Raw genomic sequence first — 20,333 nt, forward strand, 5'->3', positions numbered from 1 at the left:
TCGTGTTTCGGATCAGGTGTTAATCACGTTGGGCCGTTGGCATCCCAGTTGCACAAGGTTCGCTGTCGACGCAACGATGGGAAGCAAAACTTGGAAATCATTCACGAAAGACCCAGCCAAAGGCTGCACTACCGGGTAACGGCGCCGATGCGCGTTGCCGTCGGAGAGCAGTCTTTCGACGCTGTCGATTGGGGTCTTGGCGGCTGCCGGATCGCAGGCGTCTTTCGTGAGCTTCCGGAAGTCGGTTCCAGCCAGACACTGCTGTGTACGCTGCCTTTCCAGGGCTTCAACATCACGCTGAAGGCCGACGCCGAAGTCATTCGCCTTGACGAGGAAAAAGGCGAGGTGGCTTACCGCTTCGTGCAGCTCGGTGAGCGTGAGACCGCGCTGATGCAGCACTTCGTCGAAGACCTTGTGCGCGGCAAGATGACGGATGTCGCCGACACGATCGTGCGCATCGATACACCCGTCACGCCTGTCCCGACAAAGCCTGACCCGAACCCGGTCGAAGCCATGCCGGTCCGGCGCTGGCCGGTCAGACAGATCGTGATGACACTGTTTTATTTCGCCCTCGGCGCAGTGGTGTTCGGCTATGTCGGGCTTTACGTCTTCGCAACCCTCTTCCGTCTCGAGGTCACGTCGGCGGTCGTCACGTCCGAGCGGCAGGCGATCACCGCACCGGCAAACGGCCGGGTCCTGACGGCACAGCATGGCGTTGGCGACGTCGTTGCCGCCGGACAGGTTCTGCTGGTCATGGAGGACGGACGGCACGAAGAGACGTTGCGCCGGGCGCAGACAGCCCTGGCCACGACCCGGGCGGAGCTTGCCGAAACGGAAGCCTTGCTTGCCGAGGAAAACCGGAAAGCCGAAGGCTACGCCCTTGTCGCGCGCAACAATGTGCGCCAGGCGGGGTCTCAGGTCGAAGGGCTTGAGCTCGCGAAGGAAAACGCTCTCCTCAAGGTCGAGCGCATGCGCTCCCTTGCGAAAAAAGGACTTGCTCTTGCCGATGACGTCGAGGCCGCGGAGCTGGAACTCAAGTCGGTTGTCTCGGACCTTGAACGCAAGCAGATCCACATTCAGGAACTGGAAGAGCTGATTGCCGGCGGCGACAGTGTCCGGCTGTTCACCGGCAACGCCTTTGCCGGACGCCTTGCCGAGATGAGGGCGCGGGTGGCAAGGCTCAAGTCCCAGGAGACGTTCCAGGTGTCCATCGTTGAGGACCTGATGGACAAGGAAGCCCGGCTCAAGGTCGCGGCTCCTTTCGCCGGACTGGTCAAGGAAAGCGACATCCTGGAGGGCACGTCTGCCAAGCAGGGCGAACCGCTTCTGGTGCTTGAAAGGTCGGGGTCGGAACAGGTCAGCGCCTATCTCACCCAGGACGAAGTTCTGCATATCCGTCTTGGAACCACCGCCAATATCTTCGTTCCCTCGGAAAACCGCTGGGTGAGGGGTACGGTCGACCACATCGATCGCACGGATGGTTTTGTCGACGAGGTTTCCGAGACCTTCCGGTTCAGGGCCCCGGACGCGCGCTCCGCAAAGGTGACACTCGTGCCGGAAGGCGGAGCTTTTCCGGCCAGCGGCACGCCCATCACGGTCTATTTCGAGCGCCACCGGAACAACATCGTCTTCCGGACCGCCCAGCAACTGGTGAGTGGGCAGTGATGGCACAGGACAGTTCAACCCTTCCTTACAAGGTCGACGAGATCATGCACCAGCCGAAAGGCTGGAAGAAGTGGACGCCCTGGGCGCTGTTCCAGATCGCGCTCTATTTCGGCTGCTGCTTCATCGGCCTCACGATCTTCGAAAACGTGTTCTTCAGCCCGTCCACGAAGGAAATCACCTTTGTCATCGGCCTCCTGGGCATCTGGCGCTATGGCTGGTGGTTCACCCATGCCGTGCGGGCGTGGATCTACGGCAAGTTCGTCTATCCGTCGATGCGCGATGCGGGCAAGAAGGTTTGGGACGATGGCTGGCGCCCGCGGCATCTGCATTTCATGATGACCACCTACAAGGAGCATCGCGACATCACCGAGAAGGTCATCCGCTCGATCTGCCGCGAGATCAGGGACGCAGGGGTTCCCGGCACGATCTGGCTCGGCTCGGGCGACCGCTATGACGAGGAGCTGATTTCCAACCTGCTCGTTCGCGAATGGTCGGATCTGGATGTCACGCTGCATGTGGTGCGGCAGAACCAGCCGGGCAAGCGGCTTGCGATCGGCCTCGTGCTGCGCGCGATGAGCCGCGGCAATGTCGAGGCCGACGACCTGATCATCTTCATGGACGGCGACTTCATACTGGCGCCCAACGCCGTTGGTGCCTGCCTGCCGCTGTTCAAGCTCTATCCCGATCTCCAGGCCTGCACGACCGACGAGGAAGTGCTCTGCATCGGACCGAAATGGGTCGCCAACTGGCTGACCATGCGGTTTGCCCAGAGACGTCTTGCCATGCAGTCCCACTCCCTGTCCGGCAGGGTTCTGACGCTGACCGGACGCATGTCCGTTTTCCGCGCCAATCACCTTGTAAAGCTGAAGTTCATCCGCCTGCTGGAAGCCGATCACCTGGAACACTGGCTCTGGGGCAAATTCCGTTTCCTGTCCGGCGACGACAAGAGCACCTGGTACTACATGCTGCAGTCGGGTTGCCGCATGCTCTACGTGCCCGACGCCATGGGCTACACGGTCGAGGTGATCGAAGGATCCGGCATGGACCGGATGGTGCAGAATTTCCGCCGCTGGTCCGGCAACATGCTGCGCAACGGCTCCCGGGCGCTGGCGCTCGGTCCGCACCGCATGCCGTTCTTCATCTGGTGGTGCCTGCTCGATCAGCGGGTCTCCATGTGGACCATGCTGGTGAGCCCGGTCCTCGCCGTCTGCACGTCGTTCCTCTACGACCCGCACTACATCTTCGGCTACGTCGTCTTCATCTGCATCACGCGCATGCTTCTGTCGCTGTTCCTGTTTCAGTACGCGCGCAAGGTGGACCTCAGCTATCCGTTCATCCTCTACTTCAACCAGCTCATCAACGCGTCGGTGAAGGTCTATTGCATCTTCCGCCTGTCGAAGCAGCGCTGGTCGAACCGGGGGGACCAGCGCGCGGGCGAGGGCGACGGTCTCATCGCGACGCTGCAGAACTGGATGGCGAGCTACCTGACCTTTCTCTATGTCACGATGCTCTTCCTCGGCGTCTGCCTGATGGCCGGTCTTATCGATCCGCCGAGCAGCGGCATGATCACCTACCTGCTGGGGTGGACGGCCGCCGTCTGAGTGTTGATGCGGTTTTCGATTTTGCAAAACGCGCCTTTTCAAAATCGGACAGAGGGCGACTTCCCAAAATCAGAAAGTCAGTACAACTATCTGTATTTATTTAATTTTTCTAGATAATCGCGTGCTGGCCCGGTTCTTGTTTCCAAAAGACCCAGAAACAATTTCAGGGGCTTTGCCATGAGACCGACTTCAAGATTCTACACCGCCGCCATGGCCATGACCGCGATGATCGCGCTGGCTCCGGTCGCGTTCAATGTCGTCGTCGACGCGTTCGATCACAACCGGCTGGTGGACCTTGACCTGAACAAGAAGGAAACCAGCGTCAAGGCACATTACCCGCTCTACAAGATGATCGAGTATCCGCGGATCAAGGCCTCGACGGTTGTCCTGGGAGACAGCCGAGCACGGGCGCTTCAGGACAAGTACTGGCAGGAACTCGGCCGTGACGATGTCTACAACTTCGCCTATGGCGGGGCGACCGTCTACGAGATCTACGACACGTTCAAATACCTGCGCGATACGGTTGACCTCGACACGCTGATCGTCAGCCTGCCGCTCAGAAGCATGGATGCCCGCTTCAAGGGCGGAATGAACCGTGTTCCCGAAGCAATCGCGCTCGCCGACAATCCTTTCGGCTATTACACCAACTGGTTCGTTGCCAAGACTGGATGGCGCCTGCTCGAGGAACGCTATCCGGCCCTGACAGGATCCTTCGAAGACATTTCCTTCTGGCCCGTCCAGGAAGCCAGGGCGGCCGATTTCAACGCGATCGGCATGCTCTCGGTCGAGGCGCTTCTCGATCCGGCCCTGTGTGACGAATGCGCCTTGAGCACTTCGGTCTCGGCCCTGCGGCTGCCGGCGGTCTACCACGGACACGGTTATGGCCTTGGGCGCTGGGGCAGGTACTGGCCCGAAATCCTCATCGAACGCGATCTGCCACAGCTTTTCGCCAAGCAGGTCGGCACCAACGGTGCGGCCGACTGGCGCCGCTTCAAGCAGTCGGATGAGCTGTGGGGCATGGTCGAGGAAATCGCGTCCTGGTCTGCCGAAAACGATGTGGACCTCATCTTCCTGATCCCGCCGACCATCTCCGAGATGCAGCGCCGGATCTCCGATTTCGGTCTCACGGCCGCCAATCACAAGTTCCGTGAGCGGCTTTCGACGCTGGCCCCCGTCGTGGATCTGGATTTCGACACGCCCTTCACGCGCGACCTGGAGAATTTCACGGATGCCTATCACTTCAGCTCCGACCCGGCGCGCCTGATCGTCGGCGAATTGCTGATGCTGATCGACCGCGACCCGGAGCACGTTGCTCTGGCTACCAGGCGCCGCAAGGACCTGGTCTGCCCGGTGACGCCGGCCGAAACGGCAACATCCCATAAGGAAGGCACGCTGGAACTCCTGGAAGGCGTCTCCTGCAGAATCTGGAGGCAGAACAATGGCTAAACCGTTCTTTCCGTTCGAAGAAACCATCATTGGGGCAACCGGCCTGATCATGGGCGCCATCGCGGCGGCCGGGGTCCAGGAAGACCGGAACCGCTCCCCCGAAAAACCGGCCGAGCTTGAATGCTCCTGTCATGAAAACACTCAGCGTCTGAACAGGTTCGACACGGGCCGGCTGGATACGAAATTCACCCTGGAGGTGCTGCTATGACCCGGATGAACAAGAAATCGCTGCTTTGGAAAGGGCTCTTGCTCGGAGCTGTATTCGGTGTCGCCGGTGCCGTGGCACTTTCTTCCGACACCACGCCGGTGAAGGCCAAGTCCGAGCGGATCGACCCGACCATCGAGGAAATGATCAAGCAGGCCCGCGGTCTGCAGAAAGTCGGCCGCTGGGAGGCCGCAGCCGATATTCTGACCCAGCTTGCAAATGACGGCCATCCGGTCGCGCTCTTCCATCTCGGCCGGGCCTACAAGAACGGCTGGGGCGTCGAAGCCGACCTGGACCAGTCTCGCCTGATCTTCATGGAAGCCGTCCGGTATTCCTTCGCATTTCGTGGCGAGACCGCCTATGAACTCGGACGCCTGTTTCAGCGCTCGTCCGGTGAACATTGCGCCGAGATTGCCCTGCAGTGGTTCCTCAAGTCGCTTGAGTGGGACTATCCCAAGGCGCATGTGCAGCTTGCCAAGCACTACGAGCGCGGCATTGGTGCGGAGCGCGACCTGAACGCGGCCTTCCACCACTACGAACAGGCGGCCATCGCCGGGTATCCCTCGTCCACCATCAATTATGCGCGCATCCTGCTTACGGGCCGTTACGGTCTGACCCCGGATCCGGACCGTGCCCGTTTCTGGGCGGAGCGTGCGATCACCGGTCTTGAGCAGAAAGCCCGCGACGGGTCGGCGAGCTCGGCAAAGACGCTGGGCCGGATTTACCGCGATGGCGAATTCATGGCCGCCGACCGCTCGCTCGCCAAGGACTGGTTCCTGCGCTCGGCAAATCTCGGCGACGCCGGCGCGATGCACGATCTCGCACTGATGCTCCTCACGGGGGCAGCGGACGAAGAAAAAACCGCTGAAGCGCTGAAGTGGCTGCGGCTGGCAGCGACTGCCGAACACGGCGGTGCACTGACCGCGCTCGCCCGTCTTCACCTCAAGAGAAAACACGGTCTCGAGCCGGACGCGGCAGTCACATTGCTGGAACGCGGCGTTGCCGTCGGTCATCCCGGCGCGATGCAGGAACTCGCCCGGCTGTTCGCCGAGGGCGGCCTCGTGCTCCAGGACCGCCAGAAGGCAATCGAGCTGGCCCGGAAGGGGGCCGATCGCGGCCACCAGGGCAGCACCAGTCTGCTGGAAAAGCTCCTGCAGGAAGACGAAGCAAATCTGACGGTTATCGAGAAATCCGTTCAATCCGTTGCTGACAAGAAGGAGGGCTGAGTCATGGTCTTCAGTTCATTGGAATTTATCTACCTGTTCCTGCCTCCCGTCCTGCTTGGATATCTGATCCTCCGGCACTATGGCTGGGAAAACGGCATCATCTGGTGGCTCATTCTTGCCTCGCTTGTTTTTTATGGTTGGTGGACGCCGATCTACCTGCCGCTGCTGCTGGGTTCGGTCGTCGTCAATTACGGTTTTCACCGGGTCCTGCGCGCCGTGAAGGACAAGTTCATCCTGGTGAGCGGTATAGTCTTCAACCTCGGTCTGATCGCGGTGTTCAAATATGCCGACTTCTTCATCGGCAACGCGAACGTCATCGCCGGAGCGGATATCCCGCTGCTGCACCTGGTGTTGCCCCTGGCGATATCGTTCTTCACTTTCCAGCAGATCTCGTTCCTGATCGACACCTGGAAGGGCGAGGTCACCGAGTGTGATTTCCCGCGCTACATGCTCTTCGTCGTGTTCTTTCCGCAGCTGATTGCCGGACCGATCGTGATGCAGAAGGAGACCATTCCGCAGTTCAAGCTGCCGGTCTTCAAGAACAAGCTGGTCCTGAACCTTGCTGTCGGCAGCACGCTGTTTGCCATCGGTCTGTTCAAGAAGATCGTGCTCGCTGACGGCATCGCGCCTTATGCCAACGCTGTCTTCAACATGGCCGAAACCACGTCCGGTGTCCCGTTCGAGGCGGCTTGGATCGGTGCGCTGGCCTATACGTTCCAGCTGTATTTCGACTTTTCCGGCTATTGCGACATGGCGCTGGGTCTTGCAAGGCTCTTCGGCATCCGTTTGCCGGTGAACTTCAACTCGCCCTACAAGGCCACCAGCATTTCCGATTTCTGGCGCCGCTGGCACATCACCCTGTCGCATTTCCTGCGGGACTACCTCTATATCCCGCTTGGTGGCAATCGCAGTGGTCCGGTGCGCCGCTACTCCAACCTGATGATCACGATGCTGCTCGGCGGCCTGTGGCACGGTGCCAGCTGGACCTTCGTTTTCTGGGGCGGCCTGCACGGCGCTTACCTTGCCATCAACCACGGCTGGTCGGCCCTGGTCTCTGCCGGCTACGTTCCCTCGATCCTGCCGAAGCCGGTTGGCAACGTTCTCTCCCGCGGCATCACCCTGGTGGCCGTCGTGGTGGCCTGGGTGTATTTCCGCGCCGAGAGCTTTGAAGGTGCCAACAACATCATTCTCGGCATGACCGGCCTGTCCACGGTTTACGAGCCCACGCTCTGGGCCACGATGGTCACCGGGACCGCACCGGTCTGGGCGGCGATGATCTGCCTCGCGGCGATTGTCTTCCTGTTGCCGAACTCGATCGAGTTCACGGAGAACTACAATCCGATCCTCGGCCTGAAGAAATTCGTGTCGCAAAGGCGTTCGGACGGTTTCCTGCCGGTGCGCTGGAAGCCGACGGCAGGCTGGGCGGCAGCGATGTCCGTTCTGTTCGGCGTTGCGCTCATCCAGACCTACCGCCTGGCCGAGCTGACCGAATTTATCTACTTCAACTTCTAACCGGTTGGCTGAAATGCGATATCTGCTTCAGATCCTTGGTCTCTCCGCGCTCCTGTGTGCCCCTGGCACCCAGGCAGCGGCGGCGGACCCTGCGGGCAGCAAACTGTCCTTGCCGGTCCAGAAGATGTCGGTCGACCTTGAGACCGGCATCGTCTCGCGCAAGGGAGAACGCGGGCTTTGCCTGGAAACGGTCTCACAGGCCGGGCCTCACAAACTGGTCGTCCGGAAAAACCCGGGCGACGATCGTCCCACCGTTACCGTCAACGGGGTTGAACAGGGTTGGGTCGCGGACGCTTCCGGACGCGCACGTATGGGCGCGTTGCGCCTGGCCCGGGACGGCTCCCTGGCCGTTTTGCGCACCTGGAAGACCGGGGAAAAACAGACCGAACTGCTCCAGGACGGACAGATCGCCAGGAGCTGGGCGCGGGACAGGTCCGTGAAACTGCTGCGCTACACAACCGACGCGGTTTTGCTTCTGGAACGACAGGCGGCGCAAGCCTGGCGTCTCAACAGGTATCTCAGGAACCCGGACGGACGGATCATGGCGCAGGCGGAGACGCTCGTCGACTTCGGCACCTGCGAGCCCGGTCGCCTGCGGATTGCCGGCGATGTGCTCTGGGCCCAGCTTGATTGCGGCGCAGGTGAAGACACGGGTATCTACAGGATTGATCTCACGTCTGGAACCATCGGCACGCCGGTGATGAGTTCGCGAGGGGCGCAGTTCACGAAGCTGCCGAAGTCTTTTGAACTGTCGCGCGGCCAGACAGTGATGGACGTCTCCGGCACGCCTGCCGCCCTTCGCTTCTTTTATGCGGTTTCGGGCCTACTCCTGTCCCAGACAGGAGAGGTTCGTGCGTGTTCGTCCGATGCAGAGGGGCTGCAGAGCTGGAACCAGAGCTATCGGCTGCGGGCGTTGTCTTCCCTTTACGAAAAAACCGGCGCGGAGGTTTTTGCCCGCCTGACGCTGAAATCCATGCGCTTGACGCTCGCCGCAAACGACGCTTTGCAGAACCGCGCAGATCCCGACGGACCGCAATGCGGATGGAGTTCGACGATCTACGGAACAGCTCCGGGCGAACGGCTGACCCTCATGATCAACCAGGCGATGATTGCCAATGCGCTCACGGGTTCCTGCAAGACACTCGACAATCTGTGTCCGCAGGACCTGGCGAAGCAGATCGCCGAAACCAATGCCTGTCTTGCCCGGGCCTACGAACGTGACTTCGATGCCGGGCTCGGCCTCTACCGCATCAACGGAGAGATCGACTTCCGCTTCGCCGGCAAACCCGCTCCGTGGAACTGGCAGATTGCCTTTGCCGGCGTTCTGGATGCATTGCCGGACACGGATCTCAAGGCAAGGGCGCGCGACATCGTCGGCGTGTTTCTGGACGAGTGGGAACAGGATGAAAATGGCGGTCTCTGGCGCTATTGGCCCAAGGGCTACTACCGGGAGAAGGGGCTGACACCGGAACAGCTCTCCACCCAGAGATATGAGGATACCGGCCATGCCGGGATCACGCTTCTGACACTCGGCGATTTTGTGTCCGGAGCGCGTGCCGAGATTTCCGAAGCCGTGCAAAAGCGTCTCGACTATCTGCTGGACTTCGGCATTGCGACGCCCCGGGACCTTGATGGAGGAGGGCCGCAGGGCGATCGCTGGTTTCCTGCGAGCGGCTGGAGCCACTACGCGACACCGATGTTCGAAGACATCTATTCAGCGCCTGTGCCGGGACACAGCTCCGCCGACACGCTCTACGCCTATGCCCGCCTGTTCGATGCTTCGGAGCCGTTTCAGCTGACGATAGACGTCTACAGCTGCACGGATCTTTGCACCCGCGAGAAGGAACTTTCCTACGCGAGCCTGGACGCCTTCATGAGCGGCAATCCGTTCTTCCGGATTTCGGCGGAAACCCCGGGAAACTGAAGGCTGCGGGAGCGGGGATTTCACCGCGTTAAATCGAAAATTCATAACCAATGGGGAAGGATGGACCAAAGTGCGTGAGCAAGGGGGGCGGGTCCGGCCAAGGGAACCGAGGGGACAAAGAATGCGCAAGTGGATCCGGGAACTGACATTCGATGCCACATTCTGGCTCGTCCTGGTCTTCATATCGGCGTCGGCCATTGCCGCTTACGTGATTGCCGTTGATTTCGGACAAAAGGCGAGAACGGCCGATCTGTCCGCAGCGGCCCGCGCGCAATCGGAATTGCTGACGGCCGCGCGGTCGTTCTATTCGCGCGAGGTCGTGGACAAGCTTTATTCCTCGCAGGATGTCTCGGTTAGCCATGACTATCACGACAAGGACCTGACAATTCCCGCGCCGGTCTCGCTGACGTTGGCGCTTGAAGACGAATTGAAGGCACGAGGTGCCAGCAGCGCAATCCGCATGCTGTCGCGCTATCCGTGGCCCTGGCGGCAGGACCGCGAACTGGATACATTTGAACGCGAAGCCCTGGCTGCGATCGAAAGGGCGCCTGACAAACCATACCAGCGCCTCGATCAAGGGGAGGACGGCACGTTCTTTCGCAGTGCGACGGCCGTGCGCATGGAAGAAAGCTGCGTTGCCTGCCACAACACGCACCCTGAATCGCCGAGGGATGTGTGGGAAGTCGGCGATGTCCGCGGCATTCAGGAGGTCATCATCCCGGCGAGCGCTCTATACGGCACGGGCTTCACCTCGATCGACAACCTGATCTTCATGCTGGTGATCGCGTTTGCTGCGGCGCTGGCCCTGACCTTTGTGCTCTCGCTTCAGCGGCAGCGCGCCATGCGGCGTCTTGCCGGTCTGGCTGATGCGGAACGTGAAAAGAACGACGCGTTGGTAAAGGCCACATTGCGCGCCGAAACGGGCGAAGCGCAGGTCAGCGCGATTCTGGACACGATGCTGGACGGGGTGCTGACCCTCTCGCCATCGGGGGAAGTCCTGAGTGCCAACAAGCGGGCTCTTGCCATGTTCGGCGCATCCGAAAGCGCTGATCTGGTCGGCCGGATGATCAGCGATATTCTCCCCGACACGGGCGAAGAGGAGCTGCCCTTCGAATGTTGCCCGGGCACGGCAACGTCCATCGAGACGTCGGGCAAACGCCTGGAGGCAACAGGCCGGCGTTTGGACGGCGGCGAATACCCGGTCGAGATGTCCCTGTCGGAAGTGGTGATCGACGGATCGGCCACCTTCACGGCGATCTTCAGGGATCTGACGGACCGGAAAGCGGCTGCTGCGAAGGTGAAGCAGGCGGAAACCCGGCTTGTCGATGCGATTGAATCCCTGCCGGACGGCTTCGTACTCTATGACGCCGAGGACCGGCTTGTGCTGTGCAACAGCAAATACAGGGAGTTCTACAGCTCCAGCGCGGATCTCATTCAGCCGGGGGCGAAATTCGAGGAGATCATCAGAAAAGGCGCCATGCGCGGCCAGTATCAGGTCAACGAGGATATCCTGGAAGACTGGGTCGCCATGCGCATGGAGCGTCACCAGAACCCGGGCGCACCCATGGAGCAGCATCTCGATGACGGTCGCTGGCTGCGGGTGATCGAATCGCGCACGAGCGAGGGTGGAATGGTCGGCTTCCGCGTCGACATCACGGAACTCAAGAACCGGGAAGCCGAGCTCAGGCGCAACGAAGACCTGTTGCGCAATGTCGTCGATGCGTCCTTTGATGGTGTCATCGTCATGAACGGGGACGGTATCGTGCTGGATTTCAGTCCGGCGGCCGAGGATGTCTTCGGCTGGACAGCCACCGAGCTCATCGGCAGGAAGATGTCCGACTACATCATCCCGGACCAGCACCGCAAGGCGCATGACGTCGGTCTTGTCAGGTTTCTGGAGACGGGCGAGGGGCCGGTTCTCGGAAAGCGCATCGAAATCGAAGGCCTCCACAAGGAAGGTCACGAGATCATCGTCGAACTTGCGATCCGGCACACCAGGGGCGCCGAAGGACCGCTGTTCCTGGGATATGTCCGCGACATCACCGAGCGCAAGGCCGCCGACGCGGCCCTCAGGGACGCCAAGGAAAAAGCCGAGGCCGCGAACGAGGCCAAGGCCAAGTTCCTGGCGATGATGAGCCACGAAATCCGCACGCCGATGAACGGCGTGCTCGGCATTCTCAGCCTGCTGCGGGACACCGATCTGAACCCGGCTCAGGCCGACTACGTCAAGACGGCACGCGAGTCCGGCCGGTCCCTCCTAGAGCTGATCAACGACATTCTGGACTTTTCCAAGCTCGAGGCCGGCCGCATGGAACTGGACATTGCGCCGTTCCGGCTCAAGACACTCGTCAAGAGCGTGGCCGACCTGTTCAAGCCGATCGCACAGGACAAGGGGCTGCAGCTTTCCATGAAGTATCCGTCCGATCTGCCTCACAACGTCGTGGGGGATTCGGGCCGTTTGCGTCAGGTCGTCCTGAACCTGGTTTCGAATGCCATCAAGTTCACCGAGATCGGCTTCGTCGAGATTTCCGTCGACATCACGAAGGATGATCCGGTTGAACCGACGTTCCGGTTCTCGGTCACGGATTCCGGGATAGGGATACCTGAGGACAAGCATGAAGCGCTCTTCGGCGATTTCGTCACGGTCGATACGAGCTACACCAAGAAAGAGGGCGGAACCGGGCTTGGCCTTGCGATCTGCAGGCAGATCGCGCACCTGATGGACGGCGAAGTTTTCGTTGAAAGCGAAGAGGATGTGGGCAGCACCTTCCAGTTCGTCGTGCCGATCCGCCTCGCGGACGACCAGACGGTGGTGCTGGACGAAGACCATCCGCATGAACAGGCAGAACTGCCCGATAACCTGACCATTCTTCTTGCCGAAGACAATGCGACCAACCAGATCGTGGTCAGCCATGCCCTGCGCAGCGCCGGCTGCGACATTGATATTGCGAATAACGGCAGGGAGGCTGTCCAGGCCGCGTCGAAGCGTGACTACGACTGTATCCTGATGGACATTTCGATGCCCGAGATGGACGGGATCGAGGCCACGCGCCGCATCCGGCACGGACAGCGCAATCTCAACACCCCCATTGTTGCGCTCACGGCCTATTCGCTGCGCGGTGACCGGGAACGCTTTCTCGACTCCGGCATGTCGGATTTCCTGGCAAAGCCGGTCGAAAAGGAGGACCTGCTTGCCTGCATATCCCGCAATGTTTCCCGGATCGTCGCCGGCGAGCCGGAGACCGTTACCTCTGGAACGACGGCGTCTCTGGAGGCAGCCAGGGAAATCCTCGGTACCATGCCGGACGAGTTGAAGCAGAAACTGCTGCAGCAATTCGTCGACGACACGCTGAAACGCCGGACCGCCGCACTTGAGGCAGCAGAGGCAAACGAACCGGAAAAGCTCGAACGGGCGACGCATGCCCTCAAAAGCGTGGCCGGCACATTCGGTGCCCTGGAACTTGCCACGATCGCGACTACGGTCAACACCCTGGTCCGCGACGGCAAGGAGACGGCGGCCATGGGTAAAATGGACGATCTTTCCGACATCTGTGACCGTACACTAACGGAAGTTAAAGCATTGGCAGACGAAATAGGTGTACAGATATCTCTTGAAACCTGATGGATGATCTGCGCCGCGGAAGGAGCACGAGGTGAAAGTTCTGATCGTTGAAGACGCTCTGCCGCTTGCGACTGTGTACGGTCATCAGTTGTCACGCGCAGGTCTCGACACGGTTCACGTGGAAACGGGGACGGACGCCCTGGCACGGCTGCGCAAGGGCGGCATCAGCGTCGTCCTGCTTGATCTGCAGCTGCCTGACATCAGCGGAATGGACGTCCTGGCGACGATCCGCGAAGAGCAACTCCCGGTAACCGTGGTGGTCGTCACCAGTTCCGGTTCCATCAAGACGGCCGTCGACGCCATGCAGGCCGGCGCTTACGATTTCATCGTCAAGCCGGTCGCGGAGGAGCGTCTCGTCACGACGACGCGCAACGCGCTCGAACGCGAAACCCTCACGGAAGTCGTTGAAGAGGTGCGCAAACCCGCCGCCGGTAAGCTTCAGCACGGTTTTGTCGGCTCGTCCCTGCCGATGACGGCTGTCTACAAGATGATCGAAAGCGTGGCGCGTTCCAATGCGTCCGTATTCATCACCGGCGAGAGCGGCACCGGCAAGGAGGTTTGCGCCGAGGCCATTCACCGCTCCAGCCCGCGCGCCAAGAAGCCCTTCGTTCCGCTGAACTGCGCCGCCATTCCGAAGGACCTGATCGAGTCGGAAATCTTCGGTCACATCAAGGGCGCATTCACCGGGGCGACGTCGGATCGCGATGGCGCCGCCGCGCGGGCGGATGGCGGCACGCTGTTCCTTGACGAAATCTGCGAGCTGGAACTTGCCCTTCAGGCGAAGCTGCTGCGTTTCCTGCAAAGCGGCACGGTCCAGAAAGTCGGCAGCGATGCGCTCAAGAAGGTGGATGTGCGCATCGTATGCGCCACCAACAGGGACCCGCTTGCCGAAGTCGAGGCCGGAAGGTTCCGCGAAGACCTGTTCTACCGGCTGCATGTTTTGCCCATCGGTCTACCGCCCCTGAGAGCCCGAGGGGCCGACGTCCTGGAACTGGCCAAGCATTTCCTGACCCAGTTCGCCGGTGAGGAAGGAAAAGCGTTCGAAGGCTTTTCTGTGGAAGCGGAAGAGGCGTTGCTGTCCCATTCCTGGCCCGGCAATGTGCGCGAAATGCAGAACACCATCCGGAACCTCGTCGTCCTGAATGAAGGTCCGTTCGTGGAAGCCGGCATGCTGACGACGCTTCAGGGGCGCGCACCTGCGCCGAAGATCCAGGCCGAGCAGGCAGCGGTTCAGAGTGTTGCCGCCCAGGCCGGTCCCGGCGACAGGGCGGTCGCGGCTGAGCCGGGTTCCTGGCCGGCGATCACGGTGTCGTTGGGACAGCCCTTCGAACAGCTCGAAAGGCAGATTATCGAGGCGACCATCGACGCTTGCGGGGGAAGCCTCCCAAAAACGGCCCGGACCCTGCAGGTCAGCCCTTCGACGCTGTATCGGAAGAAGGAGATCTGGGCGGAGCAGGACGAGGCCGCGGTTTCGGACGACGGGCTCTCGGCGGAAAGCGCCTGAGGACCCGGTCTGTTTGATCAGCCTCCGGTTAGCGCAAAAGCGCCTCGGCAATGCCGATCGTTGCGACATGCGACGTCACGGGAAACTCACCTCTCAGCATTGCCTCACGCAGATAGGCGCGCCGCCGGGTGACCAGAACAGCATCCTCAAGGTCGTCTGAACAGGGTTCACCCAGCTTGATGACATGGTTGGCAACAAACACGTGCGCCCGCGCGATGCCCTGGTTGCCGTGAAGGACCAGCGACGGACCCGCCATCCATCTGCCACCGCCGTAGCCGGTCTCCTCCAGCAGTTCGCGCCGTGCGGAAAACTCAGGATCTTCGCCGGGATCGACCTGCCCGCCGGGAAGCGTCAGGCACACCTGACCGGCACCGTGCTTGTACTGCCTTAGCAGCAGCACTTCACCCTCTTCCGTGACCGCGTAGACCGAGGTGAAGGACGGAAGGTCGATCCGGAAGTAATCGTCGATGATTCGGCTGTCGGGCAGCTGCACGGTCTGTCGCAAGACGCGCAGGTTCTTGCCGGAATCGTAGACGGTATCGCTTTGAAGCACCGACCAGTGCGGGTCATCCAGAACGATCGGAGAGGCTTTCATTGCCAGGCTCCCTGGAACAGACGGGTAGGTGCGACCGCCTTTGGTTTGATATCCTTCAGCAACCGTTTCTCATAGCTCAGCAACTGGCCGATATCGCTCGGACCGGCAACGGTCGACAGAACATTCCGGCTCAGCAGCGCGTCGCACATCCGCTTGGCGTAACCGCCGGCAGTCTTCTTGCCGAGATAGGCAATGACACGTGCCGCCTTGTGACGCCGCAGCAGCTGATTTTGCACCTCGGCTGTCGTATAGGATTTCGGTGTGATCAGCAGGCTGGTCTCAGTGTCCTTGCAGATGTCAAACTCCGAAAACCGGCGTTCGAATGACGAGATGATTGCGTCGAGTTCCCGATGTTCGTTTTCCCAGGCAAGATAGGCCTTTTTCGCCGTCCGCCCGACACGGGTTCCGGCGAGACAGATCCGAAGCGTCGCGGAGCCGCTGTCGATCAGGGGAGCCTGTTTATTCGGATAGGCGCTGTGGAGCACCATCCGGGCGACATATTCATAGACCTCGTCGGAAAAATCGTGGTCGTGGCGGACCAGCAGCTCATTTCCCCGCCAGAATTCCGTTCCGGCGGACGCGAAAATGCCGGCGAAGCGTCTGCGCAACCGCGAAGGGATACGCGAAACCGTTTCGGCATAGTTCAGATTGGACAGGATGTAGCAGGACCGCTGTTCCGCGAAATCCGCCAGGTAGCCGGCAAAGGCGTGGTCCATTTCTCCATGGTTGATGTCCAGCAGCACGTTGGCATCGAAAAGAAAGATGTTCTCTCTTGGTGCGTCCTGCGATGTGCCGAAAGGAATGGCCACCTTGCCGACTGTGTCGAAGTGTGTGTTCGAATACATTGCTTTGCCTCCTCGAATTCAGACTTGCGGAAGGCATTGCAAATCGGCGGCCAAATATCGGTGATGAGAAAGAATTCGAAAAATCAGTATCTTATAGATTTGATTGCTCGAGCTTGCTCAGTCAACGCGAGAAATTTTTGCGAAATGGCAAAACGCATTTTTTGATTTCGAAAATGCCACGTCCCGGAACTGTCGATGGCGTCGACGCTTTATATATAGGGGCTCGATCAGCGACCGAAGGACATCGGAATGGCTTCCCCCGGTGACGTCAGCGTGCTTGACCGGGCAGCAGCCCGCTCCGCACACTCTTCCTGACGGGGCTTCGTCATTTCCCATGCCATTTCGGTCTCATCTACAAGTCCATACCGGAGCGTCGACCGGGACTTCGGCGAAGGTGGACTGGCACGGGTCTTGTTGAACCGGACGCGCTTTGCGGATTTGCAATCGGAAAATCGAAAACGCGAAATTCTCGTTGCCAAATTCGAAAGATGAAACAACGCTCTGGAAATCGAAAAAATCATAAGTAACTGAAAAAAAATAAAAAATCCGTTCCAATTCGTTTGGCACGGAGATTGTTCTTGTAGTTCCCAGAAACAATTCAATGGGAGCAATGACATGAACATGTTTGTTGGAAACTTCGAAACGGCACGCGAGATTGACGGTTTTGAACTGAAGCTCGCGGATGAGAAAAAAGCGATCAGCGTTGTCGGACTGGGATATGTCGGCGCCGTGTCGCTTGCCTGCCTGAGTGACCTCGGTCACCGCGTTGTCGGCACCGATATCGATGACCAGAAAGTCGATTCCATTTCCTGGGGCGAAAGCCCGATCCACGAAGACCGTCTCGGCGAACTCCTGACCAAGGGTGTTGACCACGATCTCCTCAGCGCGACCACCGACCTGGAAAGGGCGGTCATGGAGACGGATGTCACATTCGTTTCCGTCGGCACCCCGACCAGTGAAGACGGCGGCTGCGACACCAGGGCCATTGAGGCCGTTGCACGCGGCATCGGCGAAGCCCTGGCGAAAAAGGACGGGTTTCACATTGTCGTCCTGCGCTGTTCAGTTCCTCCCGGGACAACGCTCGACATCATGAAGCCCGTCCTGGAGCGCTACTCCGGCAAGATCGCCGGGCAGGGGTTCGGCATCTGCTTCAATCCGGAATTCCTGCGCGAAGGTACGGCAATCGCCGACTTCCACGCACCACCGAAAACCGTGATCGGCGTGTCCGACCCGAGGACGGCTGCCGTTCTCGCCGAGATTTACGCACCGGTCGACGAAAACCCGATCGTCACCACGGTCGAGGTCGCCGAACTGGTGAAATATGTCGACAACGTCTGGCACGCAACAAAGGTTGTTTTCGCCAACGAGGTCGGGCGTCTGTGCAAGCCGATGGGCATCGACAGCCACGCGGTCATGGATATTTTCGTTCAGGACACCAAGCTCAACCTGTCGCCCTACTACCTGAAGCCCGGCTTCGCGTTCGGCGGGTCCTGCCTGCCCAAGGAAGTGCGCGCGGTGACCCATCTTGCCGACAAGCTTGGTGTCTCGACCCCGCTGATGGATGCGCTGACGCCGTCCAACGAGAAGCAGGTCGAGCAGGCGGTCGACCTGGTGCGTGAAACCGGCGCAAATAAGGTTGCCGTCCTCGGTGTCGCCTTCAAGCCCGGCACAGACGACCTGCGTGAGAGCCCGGCCCTGGAGCTGATCGCGCAATTGCAGGACGAGGGCGCGGAGATCGTCGCTTACGACCCGGCGATCCAGCCCGGCCCGCATATCACCAAGCAGTTCGACTACATGCGCTATGCGGCACCGCATCTGCAGAACGTGGTCGATGGTCTTGCGGACTTTATGCAGGCGACACCGGAAGACGCCGCACGCGATGCCGACGTCATCGTCGTCACCCAGAAACTGCCAGAGCTCCGGAGCGTGCTCAGGTCCAAGAAGGAAGAGGCAACGGTGGTGGATCTAGTCCGCATCTCCGACGAAGCCCGTAACTCTTCTCACTATATCGGCATAGGCTGGTAGACCTCACGCTCCCGTCCGCTCCCTCCCACTTTGCCCCCATCGATACCCCACGGGAGGGAGCGGACACCATTTTGTTTCACGGGTTGGCCGGGTGTGACGCACACACCCGGCCGGCCTGTTTTCTTGCCCGGGAGAGTGATTGAGCGATGTGATGTTTGGCGAATTGCATCGATTTTGTTTACAAATCAAAAGTAATTTTATCTGAGGTGAAGTATTTTTTGGCACCTAAAATATTCAATTTTAGATTGATTAGTGGTTGTAATTCAAACTGATTTGATTCCTCGCTCGAAATAGCGAAAAAATATTTGAACAAAAATAGTATTGTTTGCAAACATATTTCCAGAATTGCACAACCTGTTTCAATCAGTTTTACAACTTTTGCAAGAAATGCATACTTGACTTTACGTCAAGCTAAGCGGCACCCTTCCTGCGTTTAGTTTTTTTATTTTCCATTTTTCGGAGGCACCATGACCGGCACCCATCACGGCCTGACAAGGCTGGATCAACTCGTCAAGACCTGCATTCACGGTGAAGGCCCTTCACGCCCTTTCGCACAGACGTTCGGGCGTCTGTTTCCGGCGAACCCGGTGAAGATCAAGAACATCACCCACAAGGACGTCATCCACGCGCTCGATCATCTGGCATCGGACATGGCCGCGACGGAGAACACCGACGGACCGGCGGATGCCGGCATGACGTTTCTTGGCCAGTTTGTCGACCACGACATCACGCTCGACGCAACGTCCGCCCTTGGGTCGCGCATCGATCCGGCGACGATCGCCAATATCAGGACACCGAGCCTCGATCTGGATTGCGTCTATGGAGCCGGACCCGAGGCGTCTCCGCATCTTTACGGCTCTGGTGATGCGGAACATTTTCTCGTCTTCGGCCGCAAGGACAACCCGCGAGATCTGGCGCGGACCTGCGCGGGCAAGGCCCTGATCGGGGATCCCCGCAACGACGAGAACATCATCGTCGCGCAGGTTCAGGGCATCTTCATCGAGCTGCACAACCTGCTGATGAGCAAGCACGTTGAGAACGGCAGTACCGCAAACGACATCGTCGCCTGTGCGCATCACGGCATGAGCGACGACATCTGGCATGCGCATGTCCATCCCAAGCTGAGCGGGTTCGAAGAAGTCCGCCGCTTCATTCGCTTGCATTACCAGTGGTGCGTCTGGAATGAACTGCTTCCGGCCTTCGTCGATCAGGCCTGCCTCGACTGGGCCTTGAGGGAAGAGGCGTTTGGCTGGAACGCGCCCGTGATGCCGGTTGAGTTTTCCGGCGCCTGTTACCGGTTCGGGCATGCGACCACTCAGTTCAAATATGCCTTGCACAAAGGTGGCGAAGCCAAGGGCCTGTTTGCGCTGCCGGGCTTCGGCCCGCGCCCCGTGGACGGAAATATCGAGCTGGGCATGTATTTCCAGCTGAATGGCGGCCCCGCGTCCCAGAAAGCGCGTCCGGTCGGCCCGAAGATGGGGGCGCCACTTCTGAACCTCCCCTTCGTTCACAACGAGATCGAACTGCCTGATATTGAGGAAACCCTGACCGTCGAACAGGCGAGAAACCTTGCCCTACGCAACATGATCCGCGATCGCTACACCTACCAGCTTGCAAGCGGTCAGCATGTTGCCGCGCGGCTGGGCACACCGACGGTGCCGGTACCGGAGCAACTCGCGGCGAAGGGGTTCACCCGGACACCGCTCTGGTTCTACTCCCTACAGGAAGCCGAGACGCATGGCGGCGGCAAGCTGACAGGTGCGGGCGGACGGATCGTGGCTTCCGTCTTCGCAAATCTGCTGAAACGCGATTCAACCACGTTCCTGCACATTCCGCACTTCAAGCCCTGGTCCGGTTTCGACGGACAGCCAAGCGTCTTTGCGGGCATGATCGACTACATCGAAGCCAACCGCGCGCACATGAAACACACCGACGCGCTTCAATGCGGCTGAGCTGAGCCGTCAGGTTCGAGTGCTGTCCAGGCCGGCGTCCGCCGGCCTGGATTTTTGCGCGTTTCGGCCCGCGCAAGGCGTCCGGACAGCAAATTCCATGAGATTTCAGGCTCTCCTCAGATAATCCCCACAGACCCCTCAGGCAATCTTCAAGCGCTTTGATCCCCTCGGTGCGATCAATGCTCCGTCAACATGAACCTGAATGGAGCAC

Annotated in this window: 13 protein-coding genes; 11 read left to right on the forward strand and 2 right to left on the reverse strand. The window is 59.9% G+C overall.

Translation table 11 applies throughout. The features are described from left to right. Positions 1-90: 90 nt before the first annotated feature. The 9 genes from ACO07N_RS15615 (at position 91) to ACO07N_RS15655 (ending at position 14,705) form a co-directional block, all read left to right on the forward strand. The gene (locus tag ACO07N_RS15615) at positions 91-1,665 is read left to right on the forward strand and encodes an HlyD family secretion protein (protein WP_421981902.1); all 1,575 of its coding nucleotides are present in this window, start codon (positions 91-93) and stop codon (positions 1,663-1,665) included. Continuing rightward, on the forward strand, positions 1,665-3,266 hold the full coding sequence (locus ACO07N_RS15620) for a glycosyltransferase (protein ID WP_421981903.1): 1,602 nt from the start codon (positions 1,665-1,667) through the stop codon (positions 3,264-3,266). The genes ACO07N_RS15615 and ACO07N_RS15620 overlap by 1 nt, the downstream gene beginning before the upstream one ends. 177 nt (positions 3,267-3,443) lie before the next feature. Further along, complete coding sequence (locus ACO07N_RS15625) at positions 3,444-4,712, forward strand: hypothetical protein (RefSeq protein WP_421981904.1); 1,269 nt, start codon at positions 3,444-3,446, stop codon at positions 4,710-4,712. Then, a complete protein-coding gene (locus tag ACO07N_RS15630) occupies positions 4,705-4,920 on the forward strand; it encodes a hypothetical protein (RefSeq protein ID WP_421981905.1) in 216 nt (71 codons plus the stop codon). Before ACO07N_RS15625 ends, ACO07N_RS15630 begins: the two co-directional genes overlap by 8 nt. Beyond that, the gene (locus ACO07N_RS15635) at positions 4,917-6,143 is read left to right on the forward strand and encodes a tetratricopeptide repeat protein (RefSeq protein WP_421981906.1); all 1,227 of its coding nucleotides are present in this window, start codon (positions 4,917-4,919) and stop codon (positions 6,141-6,143) included. The genes ACO07N_RS15630 and ACO07N_RS15635 overlap by 4 nt, the downstream gene beginning before the upstream one ends. A gap of 3 nt (positions 6,144-6,146) precedes the next feature. After that, positions 6,147-7,655, forward strand: a complete 1,509-nt coding sequence (locus tag ACO07N_RS15640) for an MBOAT family O-acyltransferase (protein WP_421981907.1) — start codon at positions 6,147-6,149, stop codon at positions 7,653-7,655. Positions 7,656-7,668: 13 nt separating this feature from the next. After that, the gene (locus ACO07N_RS15645) at positions 7,669-9,579 is read left to right on the forward strand and encodes a hypothetical protein (RefSeq protein ID WP_421981908.1); all 1,911 of its coding nucleotides are present in this window, start codon (positions 7,669-7,671) and stop codon (positions 9,577-9,579) included. Between the two features lie 121 nt (positions 9,580-9,700). Beyond that, on the forward strand, positions 9,701-13,201 hold the full coding sequence (locus ACO07N_RS15650; RefSeq protein WP_421981909.1) for a PAS domain S-box protein: 3,501 nt from the start codon (positions 9,701-9,703) through the stop codon (positions 13,199-13,201). A 31-nt stretch (positions 13,202-13,232) separates the two neighbouring features. Then, complete coding sequence (locus ACO07N_RS15655) at positions 13,233-14,705, forward strand: sigma-54-dependent transcriptional regulator (protein ID WP_421981910.1); 1,473 nt, start codon at positions 13,233-13,235, stop codon at positions 14,703-14,705. 28 nt (positions 14,706-14,733) lie between these two features. Here ACO07N_RS15655 and ACO07N_RS15660 read toward each other — a convergent pair whose 3' ends face one another. Next, positions 14,734-15,300 carry an NUDIX hydrolase gene (locus tag ACO07N_RS15660; RefSeq protein ID WP_421981911.1) on the reverse strand — a complete coding sequence of 189 codons (567 nt, stop codon included), beginning with the start codon at positions 15,298-15,300 and terminating at the stop codon, positions 14,734-14,736. After that, positions 15,297-16,145 (reverse strand): hypothetical protein, encoded by an 849-nt coding sequence (locus ACO07N_RS15665; RefSeq protein WP_421981912.1) that lies wholly within the window; start codon positions 16,143-16,145, stop codon positions 15,297-15,299. Before ACO07N_RS15665 ends, ACO07N_RS15660 begins: the two co-directional genes overlap by 4 nt. A gap of 615 nt (positions 16,146-16,760) precedes the next feature. On the opposite strand from ACO07N_RS15665, the gene ACO07N_RS15670 reads away from it, so the two are divergent. Together ACO07N_RS15670 and ACO07N_RS15675 are read left to right on the forward strand one after the other, a co-directional pair. Beyond that, positions 16,761-18,170, forward strand: a complete 1,410-nt coding sequence (locus ACO07N_RS15670; protein WP_421981913.1) for a UDP-glucose dehydrogenase family protein — start codon at positions 16,761-16,763, stop codon at positions 18,168-18,170. Positions 18,171-18,637: 467 nt separating this feature from the next. After that, entirely contained in the window at positions 18,638-20,122 is a 1,485-nt protein-coding gene (locus tag ACO07N_RS15675) for a peroxidase family protein (protein ID WP_421981914.1), read from the forward strand. The last annotated feature ends 211 nt before the right edge of the window (positions 20,123-20,333 follow it).

The sequence above is a fragment of the Roseibium sp. genome (assembly GCF_965229775.1).
In the GTDB taxonomy this organism is placed as follows: domain Bacteria; phylum Pseudomonadota; class Alphaproteobacteria; order Rhizobiales; family Stappiaceae; genus Roseibium.

What these genes read in the sequence shown, in the direction of transcription:
- ACO07N_RS15640 (WP_421981907.1), top strand. Translation starts at nt 6,147, where the DNA reads ATGGTCTTCAGTTCATTGGAATTTATCTACCTGTTCCTGCCTCCCGTC.
- ACO07N_RS15620 (WP_421981903.1), top strand. Translation starts at nt 1,665, where the DNA reads ATGGCACAGGACAGTTCAACCCTTCCTTACAAGGTCGACGAGATCATG.
- ACO07N_RS15635 (WP_421981906.1), top strand. Translation starts at nt 4,917, where the DNA reads ATGACCCGGATGAACAAGAAATCGCTGCTTTGGAAAGGGCTCTTGCTC.
- ACO07N_RS15630 (WP_421981905.1), top strand. Translation starts at nt 4,705, where the DNA reads ATGGCTAAACCGTTCTTTCCGTTCGAAGAAACCATCATTGGGGCAACC.
- ACO07N_RS15660 (WP_421981911.1), bottom strand. Translation starts at nt 15,300, where the DNA reads ATGAAAGCCTCTCCGATCGTTCTGGATGACCCGCACTGGTCGGTGCTT.
- ACO07N_RS15645 (WP_421981908.1), top strand. Translation starts at nt 7,669, where the DNA reads ATGCGATATCTGCTTCAGATCCTTGGTCTCTCCGCGCTCCTGTGTGCC.
- ACO07N_RS15665 (WP_421981912.1), bottom strand. Translation starts at nt 16,145, where the DNA reads ATGTATTCGAACACACACTTCGACACAGTCGGCAAGGTGGCCATTCCT.
- ACO07N_RS15670 (WP_421981913.1), top strand. Translation starts at nt 16,761, where the DNA reads ATGAACATGTTTGTTGGAAACTTCGAAACGGCACGCGAGATTGACGGT.
- ACO07N_RS15650 (WP_421981909.1), top strand. Translation starts at nt 9,701, where the DNA reads ATGCGCAAGTGGATCCGGGAACTGACATTCGATGCCACATTCTGGCTC.
- ACO07N_RS15675 (WP_421981914.1), top strand. Translation starts at nt 18,638, where the DNA reads ATGACCGGCACCCATCACGGCCTGACAAGGCTGGATCAACTCGTCAAG.
- ACO07N_RS15625 (WP_421981904.1), top strand. Translation starts at nt 3,444, where the DNA reads ATGAGACCGACTTCAAGATTCTACACCGCCGCCATGGCCATGACCGCG.